A 3,382-nucleotide genomic window follows, 5' to 3' on the forward strand; every position below is an offset into this window, starting at 1 on the left:
GCCCATTCGCCGGCATGATCAATTCAGAATAGCCTCAGCTGGGCAAATATTCGCGGCTCCAGCTTTCGCTGGCTTGGCCCGTAGCGAAAAGCTCTACGATCTCTCGCTCGCTAAAGTGCAGGCTGCGAAGAATTTGCCGCGTCGATGCTCCATATTTTTCGGCTGGCAATGGCGGGTAAATCTTTGCAGACGTGGGTCGCACTGCATAAGGGTCGACCTGCGTGAGGACGTGACCGCTTGGGTCATTGAGCAGCGTCGAGAAGGAGTAACTGCCTTGATCAGTGCCCGGAGCACCATCCGCAATCCTCGTATGTTTTGACCGCAGAACGGCAATGTCCTCGCATATTGCAGCTCCAATGTCGGCTGATCGGAGCCTTGACATCCATTCCTCGGCTGAATTCGTCAGGAAGGCTTCGGCCAGGAACGACATGCGACAGTCCTTCGGCATATCAGACAAACCTTGAAGGCCCTCGACTTCGGCAAATCGGGGCAGGTCTCGCTCAGACGCGCTGACGACGAGGCTCCCGCCTGAGGCCGTCTCATAGAGACAGTTAAGTGCATCATAGCCCCTGGAAGCCGGGCCGGATGGTTCGTGGAATGGTCCACGCCCTTCATAGTCGTAGCAAAACGGAATCTGCACCAGGCCGGAGAGTGCCGACAAAGACGTCCGGGCGCGCCCCGCTTGGCCAGTCCTCAGCTTCTGAAACAATGCCACGGCGATGCCGAGAGCCGCGCTCAACCCGCCCATCACGTCCAGCGTACCGACGCCCACGTGATCCTCAGGCGTCTCGCTCGAGCCACCAAATCTAAGCATGATACCAGTCGCCGCCTGGACGTTGTTTTCATAGCCGAGATAATCGCTCCGCGAGCCGCGGCGGACTCCACCGAAGCAATCCAGCTGACAGAAAATCGCGTTCGGATTGAGATCTTTCAAGTTCTCCCGATCGAGCCCCATGCGTTTGACCTGCCGGTCCGGCGCATTCCAGACCACGACATCGACCGATTTCACCAGCCGTTTGAAGGCCTCTCGACCGCCAGATGAGCTAATGTCCACGAGAGCCGAGCGCTTGCCCCGCAAGTGGTTGAGGCCGTAGATGACAGTGATCGAGGGCTCGTAAAGTGGACTGGCCGGGTCGATTTTAATCACCTCTGCTCCGAACCGGGCGAGATAGGAGGTCGAATGCGGACCGGCGACAACATTGGTCAGATCCAGAATTCGTACGCCGTCAAGCCATCCGTTCGGTTCTTCCGCCAAGCGGCGCGTTGGCGCCTTGGCCGGCATTGCCGAGAGCGCGGCGACCGCCTGGTCGAAGGTGACCCATTTTCTCGGCGCCGGGTTCAACATCGCTTCGCCGCTTTCCTCGAGCCAGACCATAGGTCCGGGCTGGGCCATCTGACCATAAGTAGGGTCGTCGACCTTAATCATCAGGCCCGCGGAAGCTGCGTGGTCGTCGCCGATCCATTCCTGCAACCAACGCTGGGGCGCGGCCGGAATGCGTCCTTCTCCGAAGAGATGCTCCCATTCTGTTGACGTCCGGCCTAAAAAAGCTGCCTTCATCCTTTCAGCGATCTTGTCGACCCAGTCTCGCGGCAACGCATCGAACGAAACGTCGGATTGCCATTCGCTGGCTGGAAGATAGACATCCTCCTCTGCTAGCCCCTCGGCCACCAATTCGTCGTAGAGGCCGAGCACTTTTAAACAGCGAATCGGATGATGCTTGTGGCCGGGACAGAGCACATAGAACATGCGGCCGTCCTTGCACTTATAACTGCGGCAAAATGGATTGAGCAGTTCCCGAGTAGACTCGTAGGATAGGTCCATCGGCAATGCGTTTTCGATCCGGCGTTCGAGCTCAATCTCAGTTTGTGATTTGTAGCGGGACGGGAGATCGCTGATGCTGATCGAATTGTAGGCAAGACCTTCCATCACCGCGCATGCGAGAGGTACCTCGATCAGGTCACCAATGCCGCTGCGCTCCCGCGCCTGAAGCGCTAAGACGATTGCAGATGCTGCAAACAGGGTGCCGTAGGCGGATGCCAGAGGTAGCGGCGTAAAGGACGGATCAATCCCCATCAGGGTCCGGTTTAGAGACATAACGCTAAACACGCCGGAGGCTGCGGCAACGACGGATTCGAATGCGCGCCACTCGCGACGGAGCTGATCGTTGGAGGAAAAGCCCGGAATGGACACTAAGATCAATTCGGGCCGGTCTTCCCGGATCGCGGTGAAGTCGATGCCGAGTCGCGCCAACACACCGGGCCGAAAATTTTCGATAACGATGTCCGCTTCACCAACGAGTGCCAGCGCCTGGGCCACACCCTCGTCGCTCTTCAAATCGATCGTGACGATCAACTTATTTCGATTGAGGGTCGCATTTGCCGGGCTCTCCCACAGCGGACCAGATGGCGGATCGACATGCACGACCGTTGCACCAAGATCGGCAAGGATCATCGCCGTTGCGGGACCCGCAACGTACTGCCCGAAATCAACAACCTTTATGCCGGAAAGAGGAAGGGGCGGATGTGGCATCTGCATTTCTTTGCCCTAGACAGTGTGTTGCATGCCGAAACGGCGAGCACGTGCAGTAGCTCAGATAGTGTCCGCCGCCCGTCGCATTGCGATTAGACCATTCCCCCAGGCCTCGTCGGTGAGCTTCCTGGCCCGCGCTGCCAGAAGTTGCGGACGAAGGATGTCGCGCAGTGCATCGGTCAGCGGCGGACCGGGCAGTCGGCTCCAGTCAGTCTGCATGAGGATCGACCACCTCTCTTCATCGATCTCGCCCGAGGCCTGAGGATCGATCCAATCCAATTGTCCCTCACATGGTCCATTGATGCTATAGCGCAGACCAGGCCCGCGCTTAATGATAGTGTCGATCTCTTCCATCGTAGCTTCGCCGGCCGCGATCATATGGAACCCCTCGCGCCACATCGCGGCTTGCAGCCGATTGCCGATAAAGCCTGGAATCGCCTGCGACATTACGACCGGTTCTTGGCCGATGCTGCGGTAGAATTGGACTGCAGCTTCAAGTTTTTCAGGCGGCATCTCAGGTGTGCCGACGATCTCCATGGCCGGGACCAGGTGCGGCGGGGCAAAAGGATGCGCTACGAGCAGGCGTCCCGGATTGGGAATGTCTCCTGCGATATCGGCTGGCAAAAGTCCCGATGTAGAGGAGGCGATAATCGCATCGACCGGCGCTAGACCGGCGATGTCCTGGACCAGCGCTTTTTTGAGATCTAACTGCTCCGGGGCATTTTCCTGAACGAGCTCAGCCTCGGCCACCGCCTCACCCAGAGTGGCGCAAAGTCGAAGGCGGTTACGTGCGGTCGGCCTGTTTAGCTCTCGCAACTGCGGCTCATAGCGGTCGAGGCCGGCCAATAGACG

At 58.6% G+C, this 3,382-nt stretch carries 2 protein-coding genes; both read right to left on the reverse strand.

Going from position 1 to position 3,382, the window contains the following annotated elements; genetic code table 11:
* Nucleotides 1-34: 34 nt before the first annotated feature.
* Entirely contained in the window at nt 35-2,536 is a 2,502-nt protein-coding gene (locus CK221_RS29360; RefSeq protein WP_095780262.1) for a CoA transferase, read from the reverse strand.
* A 54-nt stretch (nt 2,537-2,590) separates the two neighbouring features.
* On the reverse strand, nt 2,591-3,382 hold a 792-nt coding region (locus tag CK221_RS29365; protein ID WP_143749124.1), incomplete at its 5' end, for a 3-hydroxyacyl-CoA dehydrogenase NAD-binding domain-containing protein.

This window comes from Mesorhizobium sp. WSM3868 (assembly GCF_002294785.1).
Classification (GTDB): domain Bacteria; phylum Pseudomonadota; class Alphaproteobacteria; order Rhizobiales; family Rhizobiaceae; genus Mesorhizobium.